A 17063-nucleotide genomic window follows, 5' to 3' on the forward strand; every position below is an offset into this window, starting at 1 on the left:
ACGCCGCTACCCGTCGTTGTGATTAGGGCCCGCCAGGTGGCCATTGCGTCCTCCACCGGCAGCCCCGCCTCCTGCACTGCCGGACGGCGGTCCTCCGCCGGCCGGCGGAGACGGCGCCGGCTCGGTGTCAGGAGCAGAGGCCGGCGCAGGCTGGGGAGCAGGCGCAGGCTCCGGAGACGGTGCGGAACCAGAGGACGGTGCGGAACCAGCGCCGGAGTCAGGAAGCGGGGCCAGGGCCGGTTGGGGAGCAGGCGCAGGGCTGGAACCCGTGTCAGGACCGGACACAGCAGGCGCCGTGCTCTGGCCTTTGGGTTTGGGCAGCGGAGATTCCTGGGGCTTCGGGCGCGGGGCCTGGTTTGGATCCGGTTCCTCCTCGTCGCCGCCCTCGGACGGGGCATGGTCCCTGACAGGCAGGACGCTGCCCCCGGAGGGCTTTGCGGAAGCCTTGGACGTCGCAGGACGGGCCTGCTGCTTGCCGGTTCCCTCCGCCGTCGGCCCAGATGCTCCGGATGCCGGCTCCGGCTGATGCTGCCTCTCACTGCCAGCAGCAGGCGCTGCCGAGGACGGCCCTCCGGCGCCGGCTGGGCCCTTCATCTTCGGCGCGGAGCCTGCGGCGCCTCCTGCAGCACCGCCGCCTTTGCCTGCCGCGCCAGCAGCCCCGCCGCCATGCAGCAGAGCCTGGACGGCCACCTTGACCGCTGCCTTGACGGCGTTCCCGGCCGTGCCTACGGTCTTGGCTCCTGCCGAGGCGACGCCCTTGGTCCCTTCGGACACGGGTATGCCGGCCTTGGCCACCATGGAGACCAGGACCCAGGGCATGACCGATGCCAGGATCATCCCGACAACCCCCGTGAAGAAGCTGATGGGGTTGCTCATCCCGTCCACGGACATGAGCCTGCCCGTGATATAGATGAACACCGCGCACAGCGGCTGGTACAGGATGATGCCGATGACGTACTTGAGGTACCGGCGGGCGATCCTGGCGCTGGCGTCGTTCAGGTACATGAACGCGACCCCGGCGAAGGACAGGATGATGATGAGCATGAACGTCCTGGCCGCCATGCACAGGATGATCGAGCAGGCTCCGACGATCATCAGCAGGATCATGAACACCATGAGCAGGCCCCCCATGAGCGTCATCAGGGAGGACAGGTTGGGCTTGTCGAACGCCGGCAGCGAGAACGCCCCGCTGCCTCCGGTCATGTCGACGTTCAGTATCTTGCCGGTCATCGACGTGGCAAGGTTGGACGCCATCACCGCAAGCCAGATGGAGAACAGGGTGAGCGGCCAGGCCAGGATGGAGCGGAAGAAGACAATCCACACATTGCCGACGTTGCCGGCTATCAGCTCCCTGATCATGGCAATCGCCGCGAAGATCACCGTAAGCAGCAGCATCGGCATGGACACCTTGCCCACGGTGTCGGACACGACCTGCCACTGGTTGTCGTTCATGGAGCCCGCCTGCAGGGCGAACTTGCAGGCCGTCTCCCAGGCCTTCACCGCCCCGTCGATCATCCAGTCGAGCAGGGCGTTGATGGCCATGGAGATTAACGGACCCAATGCTTGCCTCCTTCCTCGCTCATGTTCTCAGCCGCTTAAGCCGGCCCTCACAGCAGGCCGGGCACCAGCATGGAACCCATGGACGTGGTCGCTCCCAGGACATCCTGGTATCCGGCCCATTCGATGATCCTGGGTGCATTCGCGACCAGCATGGCCAGAACCACAATCGCAATCAGCAGGCCGACACCGATGTTGCGCATCACGGCTGAATGGACTGTGAACTTGCCTACCATGGCAAGCGCGGCTGCGAGGACGAAAAGGATGGCCAGAACAATCAGTGCCGTGCCCTGGATGTTGGCCAGCCATACCAGCAGGGTTTTGATGAACGGGAAGTCGTACTTGGGTTTGACGTCGTGCAGCGGGCTGTCGCTGTCGGCCAGCTTCAGCAGGCTGGCTGAGGAGGACAGGGGCAGGGCCCCGGCCGTTATGATGAATGGAACACGCATTTGTTGCTACTCCTTGATTGATTGGTTGATTGTTTTGCTGTAGGTCGGCTCTTCGGCCGCCCTGACGGGCAGGCCGGAAACTGTCACGGGTACTTCACCGGCGCCCCCTATCCCTGAACCATGAGGCGATCGAGGATCCGACCTGTCCGGCCTTGTTCCACAGGATTTTCCATCCGTCTGACACGGTCTGCGCGATGCCCTTGTGCTTGACGCTGGAGACCACCACATGGGCCCCGTTGACGAGGCCGGAGATCACGGAGCCTCCCGCGGAGGCCGCCGAGCCTATGGCCCCGGGCACATTGCCCTTGGAAAGGTTCCTGCCGGCATCGCCGAGCTTCCTGCCGGCCTGGCGGAAGTCGTTCCCGGTGTTGGCTATCGCCGTGGCGCCGTCGAGGCCGTATTGCTTGACCAGGCTCGGATCGAGCTTCACGGCATCCCAGTTGCTGGACGAGGCGTTCACCCCCCCGGGGAACGGATCCACGTTGTGGTTCGCCCAGTAGATGCCGGGCCCTAAGCCCACCGTCAGAACGGCCACCAGGACGACCCCGAAGATCCGGTAGAGCCCGTCCGCCGACCAGGAGGAGCGCATCGACGGGAAGACCTTGTTGGCGGCGAATACCAGGATGAACACGATGAACAGGATCGCCAGCACGATCATGACCGCCCCAAGGACGGAGGAGACCACACCCGGGAGCCCGTCCGGCATCCATGAGTCGTCGAGCTTCGGATTGATCGTGGCATCCGCTAACGCAATCATCAGTACCATCCCTTCGCCTGCCAGCGGGACCAGGCGCCGCACGGCGTCGAATACCGGCCTTTGATGTACTGCAGGCCCCATTTGACCTGCGTTGTGGCGTTGTCCCTCCAGTCGGGGCCGACGGACGCCATCTTGCTGGCCGGAAGCGCCTGGGGGATCCCGTACGCCCCCGACGAGGCGTTCTCCGCATGGATGTTCCATCCGGACTCCCTGGTCCACATGCTCACCAGGCACCCGTATTCCTTCTCCGTGTCCGCCCCCGGGAAGTAGTCGGGGATCATCCGCTTGGCGATGGCCTTGGCCTGCTCGGCGGAGGCATTGACCCCATCGCCTGCATCCCCCGCGTCGGGCTGGTCCGCCGGACGGCAGACGGCGGGCGTCGCCGCCCCCGGGGTCGTGGCATCGCCGGAGGCCGTCACCTGGGCGGACGGGTCATGCCGGTACACGTCGGTCAGACCGGGGTCCAGGTAGCCGCTGATGATGATCTCCTGGTCGTCGCCTTTGCCCTGGTCGCCCGGATGCCCGTCGTCGACGCCGGAAGGGTATGCGTGCCGCGCCGCTGCGAACAGGCCTCCGCCGACGTAGACCTCCGTATGCTCCTGCGGGTTCACCACCACGTCGCCCCGCTTCAGCGTGGCCTTCGCATCGTGGTAGTTCCCGCTCCAGGTGAAATGCTTGAACCCGACGGACTGGAGGGCCGCGCCCTCGTTCCAGGTGGTGAACGGGTATCCGGACAGGGGCAGGCCCGCCGCCTGGCCGCTGCGGAACACAGCCGAACTGCAGTCGAAGTCGGGGTTGCCCATGCGGCGCGGCTGCGAGTACCCGTGGGAGTCGTCCAAGGCGATGCCCTCCATGAACGAGGCCATCTTCTCCGCCACGGGGTCGTCGGAATGCTCAGGCGGCTTGTACGAGGCATTGTCCACGGACACGGTCGTGGAGGAGGGCGCGCCCTCCCCGTCCCCTTCGCCGTTCTCGCAGGCTGCGGCAGTGAACGCCACGCCGCCAAGGAGCAGCATCAGAAAGACCCCCAGCACAGCCAGGACGGACACGATGACCTTCATCACCGTGCGACCCGAATCAGCATCGCCCATGTCCGCCACACCCCCTCCCGGGCCGCCGCGCCCCGCTCACAGCCGCACGCCCCTGCTGCGCCTGGAGGGCAGGCACCCCCCGAAAACCAGAGGAAGGCCGAGGTACAGGTAGGAGGTCAGGCTGGTGAAGGCGGCTGCGGCCGTGTCGGACGGGTGCCCGTCCAGGCACACCAGCGGCACCAGCAGGCACAGGAACGCCGACACCGCCAAAGGCGCCAGCAGAACCGCCATGATGATCCGGCTGAGCCCCGCATCCTTGGCACGTCGAAGGGCCGCCACGGCCAGCAGGCCCCCCGCGGCCAGCGTCCATGCGCCAAGCACCCACTCGCCCGCCATGGAACCGCAGAACATGCACGCAAGGTTGACCGGCAGGCCCGCCAGGGCCAGCACAGCCACCACAGGCCAGAACCTGCGCCTGGCCATCAGGATCCTCGACCCGCGCACCGGGGACCACGCCCGCACGGTCATGCCGAGCCATCCCGGCACATGCGGACGGGCCGCCGGACGCCGGCCAGAGGCAAGTCCTCTACGCATCGAACCACCCCTCCTCCGTGTGCGCCTGCTCGGCGAACCGGCGCAGCTCCTCCCTGCTGAACGGAACCGCCCCGCGCAGCCGGCGGCTCACGGATGATCCGGAGATGCCCATGATGTCGCCCAGATCCTGCTCGGTCAGGTTCAGCGCCCTTCGCAAAGAGTTGACCTTGCCAACGCTGACAGTCCTTTTTATATCCTTATTTCCTACTGATTGAGCCATTTTATACCTATTTTCATATATTTTTTCATACATTCGTTGATATAATTGGTATATAATCGTTTTTTTCATTCTCTTTTGGCCGGGACTGTAGAATCTACAGCGATGGCTGCCAAAGGAAAGAAACAAACGGATCCGAGATTCTCCCGTCTCGAGAACCTGGATGCGACCCTGCAGGATGCCTTCGTGGCCGGGCGCATAAACCTTCCGGCTGCCAACACGCTCGTCGGCCTCTCGCCAGGCACGCAGCGGCGGGTAGCGCGGTGGCTGGACCAGAATCCGGACCGGAAAATCGGCTCGCGCAACGCGCGCAGGCTCATCAAGGCCCAGCTGGAGGGAGTCAGACTTGACCGAAAAGGCATCGAGCATGTCCTGGACCGTCCGCAGGCCAAGGGCAATGAACGCGAATATGTGCGCATCCCCATGTCCTCCCTGCCGGAAGGGCTCACTCCGGAACAGGCGCAGGCCTGGGTCGAGCAGGCCATCGAGGCATACCGCGGGCACTGAGACGGGAGCCGGGCTATGAGCGCGGCGGAAGGCTGGGACGACAGCTGGAAGCAGTACCCGCAGCTGCCCGACAAGCAGGAGGCCCTGCGCCGCATACAGGCGGCCATCCTCGGCAGGAACCCTCCCGCGCCCATTCCGCAGAAGGCTGCGCCCGCCGGACCCAGGGACCCGAAGACCCCGATCCAGACGGCCCGCCGGCAGCCGCCGGACCTGGACGACGCGCCCACGCTCTCCCTGCCGAAGACGGTCAAGCAGGACCAAGCCGCAGAGCCCGATGTGCAGGCCGGCACGGACGCCGAAAGCGCCCGGAAGCGGAGCACCGCCAAACCAATCCTCATAGCCTGCTGCGCCCTCCTCGCAGCCGTCGCCATCGCAGGCGCGGTGAACGGCGGCCGCGCCTACATGGGCCGCAGAGCCTATGACTCCGCCATGGAATCCTGCACCCAGGCCAGGCATGACATCGAAGCCGCATACCGGACCCCGTACGCCAGGGCCTACCGGGCCGCGCTGTCCGTAAACCCCGGACAGGTGAAGGACCCGAAGACCGTGCAACGCCTGCACGCCCTGGCCGGCAGGGACAAAGGCCCGGCCCCCCTGCTCGCCTGCAAGGCCGGCGCTGGGAAAGACGCTCTCAATGCCAGTGCCGGCAGAATGCACGAGGCCGCCAGCCGCCAGGCCAGCCTCAACGGCAAGGTCAAAGCCGGCGCCCAGGCGGTTTTGGCTTCCCGGGATGCGAAGATCCTGGATGATGCGAAGGCGGCTTTGGACGGGAAGAAGGGCGAGGCGTCCAGGCTGCTGGCCGATTCGGACGGGAAGGTGGCCGACAACGCCACCCGTGACGGCCTGCAGAAGGCCATCGACCAGGCCGGCCAGGTCAAGTCCGGCAAGGCGAAGGCCTACCAGGATGCGGTTAACGCCCTGCAGGCGGCCATCGACCAGGTGAACGCCTCCGTGCAGGCCAAGAGCCAGGCCGACCAGCAGGCCGCAGCACAAGCAGCTCAGGCCCAGGCCGCCCAGCAGCAGCCGGCGCAACAGCAGACGGCTCCCTCTTATAGGGGAGGCGGCGGGTACACGCCCTCCTACCGGCCCTCCGTCAACAGGGGAGGCGGTGGCGGCGGCTACACGCCAGCACCCGCGCCGGCAGCTCCATCCGCACCACAAGGCGGATGGAGCGTGCCGCCGGCTTCCGGCGACGACAACTCGCTGCCCGACCATCTGTAACGCCATGACGATCAACCGCCTCAGAAAGTATGTGCCGGGGCGGCAAGGGGAAGTCCGCCCCGGCTCTGCCGCCACGAAGATGCGCGACGGCGAATCGGCCGAGGAATCGAGAAGAGGGGACCAGTCGGTTCCTCAACCGGCCATCCCGTCCGCGCATCAGCCAAAGCACAGGCGGGAAGATCATCAGAGGCCCGCCGGCGCCTGACAGCGCGCGGGCCGTGGCAGCCGGGCCGGCAGCAGGAGGATCGGGAGGCAGGCCGCGCCCTCCCGGCCGCGCAGGGCCGAGTACCGGAGGACAAGGCGACGGAACGACGCCCCAATCCGGGCCCGCTGCTGGACCGGACGATTAGCGGCGGAGCGGCGACGGGAGGCAGAACCCGCCAGCCGCTTCGCCCGGAGCGCCCCTATAGGGGCGAAGGCCCCGCCGGACCGAGAAAACAGAGGCAACCAGAAAAGGCAGAAGGCAGCCTAAGAAATCCGGAGGGGAAGCATTGCAAGGAAGGGGCCGCACCCCTTTGCATGGGTGCGGCTCGTAGACCGTCAGCGGGGCTGCTCGTCCCGCGGTTCGTCAGGCTCCGGCGCTCCGGCCTGGGCCATGACCTGCTCGCTGAACGCCAGGGCGGCCTCATGGTTCTCCGCATGCCGGCGGCGCATCCACCGCCCGCCCTGGAAGGACACGAAGCCCCCCAGGAGCAGCAGCCCGGCAGCCAGAAGCGCCACGGCGACCTGGGAGCCGGTCACAGGCAGGGCCGGAGGCTTCACGCCGTTCCAGTCGTCCGTGTTGGACTCCACCGTGGTGTCCCCGCACAGGGCCACCCCGTCGACCATGACCGCATCCTTGGGCGTCTCCCGGCCGGGCTTGGCATCGGGATCCTTGGGGTCGAAGGGCTTGTCGTCGCCGGGGACCACGCAGGGCGCCAGCGGCCGGCCGGTGACCTTGGCCCGGTTGGTGTGGTGCTCCGTGACGCCCTTGAGGGTGCCATGCACATCCACATGCTTGCCGGGCTTGAGCTGGTAGTCGGCCCAGCCGTCCGGATACTTCCAGTCCACGACCTGGCCGTCGCCGGCCACGGTCCTGTCCTCCAGCTTCAGGTCCCGGCCCAGGAACACGTAGCCCCGGCCCGTGTCCGGATCGGTGCCCGAATCGTTGTAGATGCGCACCGTGATATCGGTGTCGCCGTCCACCGTCAGGGCCTCCTTGGGGTCGTTGCGGTCCCCCTGGGGCAGTCCGCTCCTGGTGTCGAACTTGACGATCCTCAGCCTGGGGGTCATGTCCGGGGTGCGGGTCCACACCACGTTCGAGGGGTTCACCTTGTCGTTGTAGTACTCGGTGAAACGGTTCTCGTGGCGCTTGGTGACGGCCAGACGCTTGCACTGGATGTAGGCGCGCCAGCCGGCCTCACGGTCGCCGGACGCGGACACCAGAGCCAGGTAGGCGGGCGTGGCCTGGATGGTCACCTTGCCCGACTGGTCCTGCTCCAGGGTGAACAGCTTGCCCAGCTTCGAGGAATCGAAGCCGGAGCCGGCGATCCGCTCGCCCTTGCCGGCCAGCACCTTCCCGTCCTTGTACAGGTCGCGGGTGGCGTACACGGCCCACTGGCCCGTGTACTGGTCCACCTTGGGGTCCAGCTGGTCCTCGATCAGCCACCGGTCGGCCTGGGCGTATGCCCGGTTGGCCGGCAGAATGCTGCTGTCAAGCTGGTAGAGGAAGAGCCGGTCCTTGTACACGCTCTTGCCGTTCGTGCTCTCCCCGTTGACCTTGACCACCACATCCTTGCTCGGGTTGAGCGGCTTGAGCGGGTTGCTCACCTGGTTGGTGTCCTTGCGCAGGTCGTTGATGATCTGCGTGGCCTTGTTCTTCACCACGTAGCCGTCCTTGACCTTGATGACCTTGTAGGGCAGCACCAGGTCATAGGTGCGGCCCAGCAGGCCCTGGTCGATGGCGGGCTCGCGCAGCGGGTTGTGGCCCTTGGCGGCGGCGTAGGCGGCCAGGTCGGCAGGCTGCGGGTCGCCCTTGAGGGTCTCCCCGGTCGCCGGCACCCTGGTGTCCACGGTCCTGGCGAACGCGTAGACCACGCCGTCCCTGACCTGGATGTTGAACGCCTTGGTGTAGTCCTTGCCGTCCGAACCCTGCACCTCGATCCGCGAGGGGTCGATGGACAGGTACTCGTCGTCGAAGTCGTCCACCAGGCCCAGCCGCCACACGGCGTACGCCTGGTTGGTCTGCCTGGCGTCCAGGGTGACCCGGTAGTAGCCGGTGTCGCCCAGCAGGAGGGTCTTCCCGTCGATGCTGATGCTCTGGTCCTTGGAGCTGACGTCCTTCTTGAGGGGGTTGAAGTCAGGCGGGGTGTTGAACACCTCGTTGGACGGGGTCAGGCTGTTGTTCAGGGTCAGCATCCACTGGTTGTTGACCTTGTGCCCGGCAGGGGCCTTCCCGTCGACGGTGCCCTCGAACCGCAGCTGGATGCGCGGGTTCTGGGCCGCCCGCCACTGGCCGATCAGGTTGGCGTCGGTGAAGACGACCTGCACCAGGTGGTGAGCGTCGTCCCACTTCGTGCTGTACCGGCTCTTGGGGATCACCCGGCCCGTGTTCAGATCCATCAGCTCCAGGGTCTGCTTGTCCACGTTCAGCCACTGGTCGTAGGTGTCGGTGATGATCACCCGCTCCCCCTGGTAGGCCAGCAGGTCAGGCAGCTTGGGCTGGGTGGTCAGCTGGTATTCGACCTTCTGGCCGGGGTAGACGACCTTGCCGTCCACGCTGTCCTGGTCGCCTCCCTGGCTGGCCTCGGACACCACGTCCTTCTTGACCGGCGGCACGTACCCGCAGATCTTCGGCTGGTTGGTGGCCACGGTCTGCCCGTTGACCTGCTCGGAGCCCTTGTTCGTGAACTGGGGGGCGGAGCCGTCCGGGCTGCAGAAGGTCAGCTCGTCGCCGGGCTTCCTGTTGTGGTCCTTGCGCGCCTGGGCGGCGCCCTTCCCGTTGGCGAAGTTCACCGTGAACGGCACCAGCATGGTCACCTGCAGGCCCTGGCCCATGTTCTTGAGCTTGGCCAGGTAGGCGGGCTTGGCCTTGGCCACGGCCCGGCTGCCCGAAACCGTGATCTCGAACTGGTCGGTCACGTCCTTGCCCTTGGCGGCGATGTCGTTGACGCTGGTCTGCCGGTAATGCCCGTCCGCGCCTGGCGCGGCCTGGGCCTCGTACACGCGGATCCGGTCCCTGCCGTCCTGGTCCACCAGATACTCGGCAGCCGACCAGTCGTCCGTCAGGGCGAACGAATTCGGCGCATCGATCAGATGCGGGTCCACGGTGCCGTTGACCACGCCGGCCACCTTGTCCCCGTCCAGGAACACATGCTCGTCGGCGCCGGTCGTGTTCGACTTGGACGGATCCACCACCGCCTGCCACTTGCCGGCCGTCTTGTCCCACAGCACCCAGGACTTGTCGGGGTTCGGCTTCCAGGTCGGGAACTCATGATCCGGGGTCTTCTGGTCAGCCTCCTTCGAGGAGCCCTTCCAATACACCGAGCCCGTATCCTTGATCAGGCTCGTATCCGGATTATGCGGAATCACATCCAGCTCATACTGCCAGTTGTGATTGCTGGGGATATCCCCGCCCTTCCACGTCGCCGTGGCCACATTCCCCGCCGGCGTGCCACCGTTCGCGGTATTGAAATTGAAGGATCCGCTGATGTCCTGGCCGGTGCTGGTGTCCACGACCTTCTGATGGTCGATCACATACCCCTGGCCCTGCGGGTCGAACGTATCACGGAAGACGAACTGCTTGCCGCCAACACCGGTGCCCGAACCGATGACCGTGTGATTGCCCATCGAATCAGCGCTCGTCCCCGGCTGCACCGTCTTGGACGGCGGAGCCGGCGGCACCTCAGCAGGCTTCGGCTCATACTGGTTCAAAGCAATCACAACAATACTGGTCGAATCACGAGTGTACTGATCAACAAGAGTATTAATCGACGTATTTGCCTGATCGTAGAACAAATCGTTTGTCTGGTACTGGCTTCCGTGATTGCTATAAGTCTTGCCCATAACCTCAGCAGCCCACGCATTTATCCAGTCACTTTTTAGGTGGTGAACCTCGCCGCTGAACGACTTGTTGGGTCCGGTCATGACGCCAACGCCGGTCACGCGGCATTGGGCCTGGCCGTACTGGTCGGGATGCGCCTCGTTGAAACGGGCCACGCAGTTGCCGTTGGCCTCGTTCAAGGCTTTCTGCGCATGGCCTACGCCTTCGGGCTGCATGGACACCCCCATGGCCGAGAAAGCACGATAGATGCTGTTGAAATCGGTCGAGGAGCCGTACGCGCCATCATTGGCATCCTTATAGGTCCAGCTCACCTGGGAGGCCACGGCTCCGCCGCCGCCACCGTCCGAACTGCCGGCGCCGCCGCCGGCGAACGCCGGCTCGACGCCGATCATCAGCGTGGCCCCGGCGGCTGCCACGGCCACCGCCCTGGCGGGCCATCCGGATCCCAGGCGCAGGAGCCGTCCGGCCCATCGTCCGATCTTTCCTGGTGTCATCATTGATGTTTCCCTTCCGGTACTATGAAGGGGACGGCCTCATGACCGCCCACAAGTAACGCCAGCGGGATAGGAGACCTACCAAGCAACCGGTCCCGCTGGCAAATTCTTAATAAATAAATCACCCAATGCCACAGGCTTGGCCTTGTTGACAGACAGGATGCCCAGTACTGTTCATCCAATCTTCGACACCAGGGTTATACCCTCCTCCGTTCGGTGTTGAGGGTGCAGATTGCTGGGCCGGCGCGGGGACTGACCAGCCGCCACCGCCTCCCCTGTTGATGGAGGGCCGGTAGGAGGGCGTGTACCCACCGCCTCCCCTATAAGAGGGAGCCGTCTGCTGTTGCGCCGGCTGCTGCTGGGCGGCTTGGGCTTGTGCTGCCTGGGCCGCTTGGACCGCGGCCTGCTGGTCGGCCTGGCTCTTGGCCTGCACGGAGGCGTTCACCTGGTCGATGGCCGCCTGCAGGGCGTTAACCGCATCCTGGTAGGCCTTCGCCTTGCCGGACTTGACCTGGCCGGCCTGGTCGATGGCCTTCTGCAGGCCGTCACGGGTGGCGTTGTCGGCCACCTTCCCGTCCGAATCGGCCAGCAGCCTGGACGCCTCGCCCTTCTTCCCGTCCAAAGCCGCCTTCGCATCATCCAGGACCTTCGCATCCCGGGAAGCCAAAACCGCCTTAGCCGCCTTCGCCACAACAGCGAATCTGCCGTCGATCCGCCGGGCCTTGCCGGCCTCCGCATTCAGATCAGCAGCGGACATGGAGGCCTTGCACTGCACGGTCTGCCGTTTGAGGCCCTCAGCGTTTTTCACGCTGCGAGCCATGGCCAGCACGGTCTTCGCATCCTTGACCTGGTCGGCCTTGATGCCGGCCGCCTCGCGGTATTGCGCCATATGGCCCGAACTGGTCTTCCCCTGCAAAGTCTTCACCGCCTGGGTGCAGGAGTCCAGCGCCGCATCATGCCGGCGGGACTCAAACACGCGCCAGCCCACAAGACCAGCCACAGCCACAACGACCACCACGACAGCGGCAATCACCGGGACCAACCACTTCGGACGCGGCTTCCCGTCCGAAGGGTCTCCCCCGTCCTCCGGCACAATCGCCGGAGGGGCCGAAGCCTCGTCCTCCACGGGATCGGACACGCTCTGCAGGTCCATGGTCCCCTCGTCTTCCTGGTCCTCCATGACAAATCCCCTCTTCTCGCTTATGCGGGTTACTGCCTTCCTCCAGCGTAACCGGCCGCACAGTGCTAAAGTATTCTCCTGTACATAAGCCAGTCATCCTTACCTCAAGAACCCTGTCGGCGTAAACCAAAGATAAATCTTGGCTGATAAGTCTTCGGCTCGCCCAGGGGCTGGATATGTACCCCCCGGCCAAGCCGGGGGTCTTCTTTTTTTCTGCCATCCTCCCCAAGAACGGGGAATCGGCGGCACGTCCTTGGCCGACGTGCCCCGCCGGCAGCCCAAACTGCCGACGCATCAACAACACGGTTTGCCTTCGCAGGACACCATCAGCCGCCAACACCAACGACCGGAGCCTGCACTGCGCCCCCTCTCCTCACGCCGGCGCGAAACATGCCGGCTTACCTTCGCATCCACAAAACCCCGTGGATCCCCACACCATTGACGGCTGCAATCCATGATTCGACCGCAGCCGCTCCTCCTTCATCGGACACAGTACACCAAATTTCTTATTTTTCACAAATTCCGCTACTTTTTATGCTGTAATTTTGGTATTTCAGAAGATAACCAGGGAATTTCCCCAGCTTGTTGAAGAAGGGCCCGAGACGTGATCTCCATTGTCCGAAAAAGGCTTGCCTGTGCCGTAAACTGGCTCCTGATGAAATCTAGCAGATGGCGTCAAGCCGATAAGGAGTCGGTGGTTCTGATCAAGAGCTGGCTCCAAGAAACGGGTTCCGTCACCTCGATCACCGACCTGGCGGAACTCTTAGGCTTTTCTGCCGCAAAAATGTACAGCGTCATGCACCTGACCGGTGTTCCGCTGACCATCGCGGAATTCGCCATGGTCTGTGAGCACTTCGGCAAGGATCCGACCGAGCAGTGCATGAAGATCTTCGAAAAATGCGGCTACGACCTGAAGCAGTCGCATGCACCCCTGCTGAGGGAGGCCGCCGGCGGCAGGCGCCTCGGCGAACGCATACAGGAAGCCCTGAACGCCTACCTGCAGGAAACGGGTCGTCAACGGGAAGAGACCCCCCCCCCGCGATGGAGCGGGCAGGCGGAAAAGGGAACGGCGCGCCTGAACAAGCAGGGAACGAACAATCAGCGGGAAAAGACCCCCCCCCCCGCCGATGGAGCGGGCAGGGCGGCATAACCGCCGGGGATGACCCCCTCTGCCGGCCGCACGCACCGCGGCGGCAGGACAGCGACGTTTCTGGCGTATACTTGCAACCAGGTAAGGATTACCCCCGTCCGACAATCTTCGGACGGGGGCCCAGACTTGAAAAGCTTCACGGCGCAAAAGTACCCAAAACCCGAGCGTCAAAGCTTTACAACACAGCGGCACAGGCTTCGGCAACCGGCGACAAATGGATGTGGCTTGTTGCAAAAGCAGATACCAAGGGAAAGTATACATCGTAATGGAAAACGACGCGACTGACCGGCCCACCGGCGAACAATGGCAGCAGCTCAATGCACAGAGCCGGGTCTACATCATGCCCGACTTCTGCCGGTTCTCGCTCCCCTACCGGGAGCCGAAGACGGCCGAACCCTGGATACGGGTCAACGGCACACTCACCTACCAGGTCACCCCGCAGCAATACGCATTGGACGGGAAACTGCTCACGCTGTGGCCGTACGGCAAATACGCCCGCCTGCTGCTGATCTACATCACCACCCAGGTCAAACGCGATCCGGACAACCCGACCAGGACCATCTGGCTGCCCGACAACCTGGGCGACCTCATGAAGCAGCTGCACATCATGCGCAGTCCCACCGGGACCGACTACAAGGCGTTCAGACGCCAGCTCGATGCCGTCAGCGCCATGCAAATCAAAATCACCGAGGACCTGAGCACCAGGGACCAGTTCGCGCGCCGCACGGACTCGCTGACCATCTCGAAGGAAAGCTACATCTCCTGGAGCAGGAAACCCGGCGACGAGTCGCACGCCAACGGCTACCTCCAGCTGACCGGCGAAACGTGGGAGCAGATGCGGCACGGCATCCCCCTGGACGACGACATGCTCGAAGTCCTGGTCCAGATGAACCCGGGAAGCCGCGGCCAGATCATCGACATCTACATGTGGCTGTCCAGGCGCCTCTACGCGCTCAACCACTCAAACGCCATGCAGACGGGCATCATCACCTGGGACAGCCTCAGCAGGCAGTTCGGCGGCACCTACAAGAACCCCAAGGAATTCACCAGATACTTCAAGAACAGCCTCAAGAAAATCTCCCAGCCATGGCCCGGAGGCCTGCACTACAAGGTCATCAAAGGCGAAGGCATCATCCTGCAAAGATCCAGTCTCAGCGTCAAACCCAAACCGCGCAAGACCGGCAACTGATCCGACCAGGGCCAGGACCCAAGGCCCATCTCCTACAGCCACGGCAGGCAGCCGCCGCCATCCTTTAGCCGAAGGCGCTTGGAGGATGCGGACCACCCAAAATGCATCGAAGTTATCCACATTCACCGATGCAAAAGCCCTCCTGCAACGTAATTGTTCTACACCCGAAGAACGTAATTGTTCTACACCGGCAACGTAATTGTTCTACACCGGCAACGTAATTGTTCTACACCGGCAACGTAATTGTTCTACACCACAAAACCTGAAAACCCTTGCGGCAGTAGGGCTGGGCAAAACACCTAGTAGCTATAGTGGCTATAGACTCTAGATAACTCCTATATCGCAAATACAGCATGAAAGTTATCCACAATCCGAAAGACACAGCCATTCCACAGTCTGCGGCGAACGGCCACAAAGCACCTGCGCCACGAGGATCATCGACGAGGCCGCCAGAGGACTTTCATGTCAAAAGCCGCCAGCGGCCCTCATGGGCCGGAGGATCCATTCCTCACAGACTTGCCCATCCCCCGTCTGGACCATCCGGGTATGTTTCCTGGAAAGCCATAAAATGTATAATTTATAATGTAAACTGTAAACCTTGGTGGTTGCGGTTCACCAGGCAGTCAGAAGGCGGATCCCTTGGGCAATGTAAACATTTTGATAGCATACTGTAATAAATGAAAACATTATAAATTAAACATTATATAGTGAAGCTGTAAACATTAAACAGGCATACTGTCCGCAAGGACTGGGAAGGAGCGATGATGGCAAACGTCATAGCCTGGGCCAACACCAAGGGAGGCGTCGGCAAGACCACCAGCGTCATGCTCACCGCCGGCATCCTCGCCAGGCGGGGCGAGAAGGTGGAGGTCAGGGACATGGACCCGTCCGCAGGCGCGACCAAATGGAAGAAGATGGCGGCGGAGTCAGGGAACCCGCTCCCCTTCCCCGTGGTAAGCGCCAACGTCGAGAACGTATCGGACCCCTCCGAGACCGGGGCCGACTGGGTGCTCATCGACACCCCCCCGCTGGAGTCGGCCGTCATCCAGGCCGGCATCAACGCCGCCGACCTGGTGATCATCACCACGCAGCCCTCCAGCCTCGACGTGAACCGGGCCCTGGCCACGGCGGAGACGGTCAACGGGCCCATGGCCGTCCTGGTGACCCGCGTCAACCCGAATACCGTGGCATGGAGGGACTGCAAGGAGCTGCTCAAGGAGAAGAAGCTGCCCGTCCTCGAATCGACGATCAAGGCCAGGGAATCCATCAGGAAGGCATCCGGGACGGCGGACATCCCGCATGGATCCGGATACGAGGAGGAGGTCGACGAAATCACGTCGTTCTTCGACCAGGCCGAGGCGGAATAACAGTAAAACAGTAAACATTATAAAGTAAACAGATATACTGTAAACTGTATGCAAATAAACCATTAAACATTCGACAGGCCGGCACGAAGGCACACTCAGGGCCGGCGGGCGGAAGGAGCGCACAGCATGGCAATCGGCACACACGCCGGCAAGGCGAAGAAGGTCAGCGACATCCTCGAAGAGGAGGGCGCCAGGAAGGAACGCAAGAAGCCGGTCACCGTCTACCTGCCCATCAGCCTCTACAGGAAGCTCCGGCTGTACTGCTTCGACCACGAGACCTCGATGTCCACCCTCCTGAGCGACATGTGCAAGGAGCGCATGGACAAGGAAGGCCCCCAGGCCGGCCGCTGAGCCGGCCAGGCAATGAAGGCACAACCGCCGGCCCGCCCTCCGGCCAAGGGAGAGGCGCACCGGCAAGTAAGGATGACAAAATGGAACACCGACAAGGAAGCATGCACCAGCGGGGCCTCGGCAAGTCAAGGCTGCGCATGATCAAGGACGCCAAGCAGGACGGCAGCGAGGACCTCTGGCTCTCCACCCAGCTGGGCCTGCCGCAGAGGACCGTCGAGCGGCTGCGCACCAGCCTGCAATCGGAAAGCGACCGCAGCAACCCGAAGATGAAGCAGCCACGGCAGGACAACGACGTCTGCCAGCTCGAATTCATCCAATACCAGAACCCGGCCGGGCAGGGGAGGTGACGCCATGAACAGGCCAATACTCATCTGGATAGCCATCGAATACAGCGCCAGCCCCAAGGACGGGGGAGGGGTGCTCGAATGCGAGCTCAGGGCCACCGACATGCAGGCCCGCCAGGGCTTCGGAGGCATCCACCTCCTGGCCGACCCGTCCAAGGACGACAAACACACCCAGCCCAACCAGAAGACCGCACGCCGCCACCGAGACGACGGGCTCCTGGAGGACTGCTACGAACAAGGCATCGACTTCAAGACCACCGGCATCATACGGATTACGCAGTGGATCGACGCGCAGGCAAGACTGGGGGAGCTGCACCCCATAGGCAGCGGCATCCTCGACAGCATAAGGACCCTGGGACAGTACCTGGCCAAGCCGGTCACGCAGCTCAGGCACGGATGCCTGGACATGAGATCCATTACGGCGGCGATGGAGGAGGCCAACATGGAACTGCTCTACGAGGTGCAGCGCGGCATCCCCTACCCAGGGACGCGGACCATGACCCGGCTCAACGCCGAAATAGACACCTTCAGGCGCATCATGGACGAGATCAGCGGCCTCGCCTGAACAGCGGTGAACCGGCAAAGCACACCATGAAGGATAAACAGTATAATG

The 17063-nt window shown here is 63.7% G+C and carries 16 protein-coding genes; 8 read left to right on the forward strand and 8 right to left on the reverse strand.

The genetic code is table 11. The features are described from left to right. Nucleotides 1–6: 6 nt before the first annotated feature. The 6 genes from P273_RS0107680 to P273_RS0107705 form a co-directional block, all read right to left on the reverse strand. Nucleotides 7–1560, reverse strand: coding sequence for an O-antigen polymerase (locus P273_RS0107680; protein WP_155804732.1), 1554 nt, complete (start codon nt 1558–1560; stop codon nt 7–9). A gap of 47 nt (nt 1561–1607) precedes the next feature. Continuing rightward, nucleotides 1608–2006, reverse strand: a complete 399-nt coding sequence (locus P273_RS0107685) for a hypothetical protein (protein ID WP_024627869.1) — start codon at nt 2004–2006, stop codon at nt 1608–1610. A gap of 94 nt (nt 2007–2100) precedes the next feature. After that, nucleotides 2101–2763: a hypothetical protein gene (locus P273_RS0107690; protein WP_024627870.1), complete on the reverse strand. Its 663-nt coding sequence runs from the start codon at nt 2761–2763 to the stop codon at nt 2101–2103. Next, nucleotides 2763–3854, reverse strand: a complete 1092-nt coding sequence (locus P273_RS0107695; protein ID WP_253269597.1) for a peptidoglycan amidohydrolase family protein — start codon at nt 3852–3854, stop codon at nt 2763–2765. The genes P273_RS0107690 and P273_RS0107695 overlap by 1 nt, the downstream gene beginning before the upstream one ends. 36 nt (nt 3855–3890) lie before the next feature. Continuing rightward, the gene (locus tag P273_RS0107700; RefSeq protein WP_024627872.1) at nt 3891–4277 is read right to left on the reverse strand and encodes a DUF805 domain-containing protein; all 387 of its coding nucleotides are present in this window, start codon (nt 4275–4277) and stop codon (nt 3891–3893) included. 103 nt (nt 4278–4380) lie between these two features. Then, nucleotides 4381–4608, reverse strand: coding sequence for a helix-turn-helix transcriptional regulator (locus P273_RS0107705; RefSeq protein WP_155804733.1), 228 nt, complete (start codon nt 4606–4608; stop codon nt 4381–4383). Between the two features lie 102 nt (nt 4609–4710). On the opposite strand from P273_RS0107705, the gene P273_RS0107710 reads away from it, so the two are divergent. Then, nucleotides 4711–5112 carry a hypothetical protein gene (locus P273_RS0107710; protein ID WP_024627874.1) on the forward strand — a complete coding sequence of 134 codons (402 nt, stop codon included), beginning with the start codon at nt 4711–4713 and terminating at the stop codon, nt 5110–5112. A gap of 15 nt (nt 5113–5127) precedes the next feature. After that, a complete protein-coding gene (locus P273_RS09605; RefSeq protein WP_024627875.1) occupies nt 5128–6333 on the forward strand; it encodes a hypothetical protein in 1206 nt (401 codons plus the stop codon). Nucleotides 6334–6873: 540 nt separating this feature from the next. Here P273_RS09605 and P273_RS0107720 read toward each other — a convergent pair. Next, the gene (locus P273_RS0107720) at nt 6874–10872 is read right to left on the reverse strand and encodes an adhesin isopeptide-forming adherence domain-containing protein (protein WP_024627876.1); all 3999 of its coding nucleotides are present in this window, start codon (nt 10870–10872) and stop codon (nt 6874–6876) included. Between the two features lie 118 nt (nt 10873–10990). Then, complete coding sequence (locus P273_RS0107725) at nt 10991–12049, reverse strand: hypothetical protein (protein ID WP_024627877.1); 1059 nt, start codon at nt 12047–12049, stop codon at nt 10991–10993. Between the two features lie 694 nt (nt 12050–12743). On the opposite strand from P273_RS0107725, the gene P273_RS0107730 reads away from it, so the two are divergent. From P273_RS0107730 to P273_RS0107755, 6 genes are all read left to right on the forward strand, one after another. Next, complete coding sequence (locus tag P273_RS0107730) at nt 12744–13199, forward strand: hypothetical protein (RefSeq protein WP_024627878.1); 456 nt, start codon at nt 12744–12746, stop codon at nt 13197–13199. A gap of 265 nt (nt 13200–13464) precedes the next feature. After that, nucleotides 13465–14388 (forward strand): replication protein RepA, encoded by a 924-nt coding sequence (locus tag P273_RS0107735; RefSeq protein ID WP_024627879.1) that lies wholly within the window; start codon nt 13465–13467, stop codon nt 14386–14388. A gap of 761 nt (nt 14389–15149) precedes the next feature. Next, a complete protein-coding gene (locus tag P273_RS0107740) occupies nt 15150–15755 on the forward strand; it encodes a ParA family protein (protein ID WP_024627880.1) in 606 nt (201 codons plus the stop codon). Between the two features lie 126 nt (nt 15756–15881). Beyond that, nucleotides 15882–16106: a hypothetical protein gene (locus P273_RS0107745; protein ID WP_024627881.1), complete on the forward strand. Its 225-nt coding sequence runs from the start codon at nt 15882–15884 to the stop codon at nt 16104–16106. Between the two features lie 101 nt (nt 16107–16207). Further along, entirely contained in the window at nt 16208–16453 is a 246-nt protein-coding gene (locus P273_RS0107750) for a hypothetical protein (protein ID WP_024627882.1), read from the forward strand. Between the two features lie 4 nt (nt 16454–16457). After that, nucleotides 16458–17015, forward strand: a complete 558-nt coding sequence (locus tag P273_RS0107755; RefSeq protein ID WP_024627883.1) for a hypothetical protein — start codon at nt 16458–16460, stop codon at nt 17013–17015. Nucleotides 17016–17063 lie beyond the last annotated feature (48 nt).

This window comes from Bifidobacterium sp. A11 (assembly GCF_000499185.1).
GTDB classification, from domain to species: domain Bacteria; phylum Actinomycetota; class Actinomycetes; order Actinomycetales; family Bifidobacteriaceae; genus Bombiscardovia; species Bombiscardovia mizhiensis.